The organism is Xenorhabdus littoralis, from assembly GCF_033949345.1.
In the GTDB taxonomy this organism is placed as follows: domain Bacteria; phylum Pseudomonadota; class Gammaproteobacteria; order Enterobacterales; family Enterobacteriaceae; genus Xenorhabdus; species Xenorhabdus littoralis.
The window spans coordinates 1-242 of sequence record NZ_VCDP01000164.1; the positions used below are offsets into that span (position 1 = coordinate 1).

Genomic DNA, 242 nt, shown 5'->3' on the forward strand with positions numbered 1-242 from the left:
ACCGGTGCCGCATCACTGAGCATATAGGCCAGCCGTTCGGCCGGGTAAGCCGGATCGAGCGGCAGATAGGCACCGCCGGCCTTCAGGATGGCCAATAATCCCACCACCATTGCCAGACTGCGCTCGGCGCAGATGGCGACGCGATCATCCGGCTGCACGCCCAGCGCCAGCAGATGATGGGCCAGCCGGTTGGCGCGGCGGTTCAGCTCATCATAGCTGAGAGCGTATTCTTCAAACACCAC

1 protein-coding gene is annotated in these 242 nt (G+C 63.2%); it reads right to left on the reverse strand.

Features of this window, described 5'->3' with window-relative positions; translation table 11 throughout:
- Positions 1–242: AMP-binding protein (locus FE394_RS18920; RefSeq protein WP_319927869.1), on the reverse strand; the 242-nt coding region annotated here is incomplete at both ends.